Here is a 548-nt window from a genome sequence, read left to right on the forward strand (position 1 = left end):
GATAAATGGCTTTATTTATTGCGGCGGATCTTGTCGGTTTTCTCTTATTTACTGTCCGGTTAACTGCCTGCTCTGAAATAGCTGAATCCGTTTTTCGTTCCTGAAATTTATCGGGCATGCCCCTCATGCCCGGCGTTCTTTTTTATTACTGAGGAGCCGATGATGGCCCAGAGTTTTCAAAATGAAATCCCCAAAGCGCGGGTAAATATTAAATTGGATTTGCATACCGGCGGCGCGCAAAAAAAAGTGGAGTTGCCGCTGAAATTATTGGTGATGGGCGATTACAGTCATGGGCGGGAACAGCGTCCGCTCTCGGAAAGAGAAAAAGTGTCTATTAATAAAAACAATTTTGACAGCGTGATGGCGGAATTCAGCCCCGCCGTTAATCTGACGGTGAAAAATACCCTGACTGAAAATGGCGACGAAGAAAATATCGCCCTCACTTTCCGGCAAATAAAGGATTTCGATCCTGAGCACGTGGCCCGCCAAATTCCCCCACTGCGGGCGCTGCTTTCGATGCGTAATTTACTGCGCGATTTGAAATCCAA

The 548-nt window shown here is 46.5% G+C and carries 1 protein-coding gene; it reads left to right on the top strand.

The features are described from left to right. Positions 1–162 precede the first annotated feature (162 nt). A partial coding sequence (tssB, locus tag LGZ98_RS24080) for a type VI secretion system contractile sheath small subunit (protein ID WP_262978766.1) occupies positions 163–548 on the top strand: 386 nt, incomplete at its 3' end.

The organism is Photorhabdus kayaii (assembly GCF_025384895.1).
Classification (GTDB): Bacteria; Pseudomonadota; Gammaproteobacteria; order Enterobacterales; family Enterobacteriaceae; genus Photorhabdus; species Photorhabdus kayaii.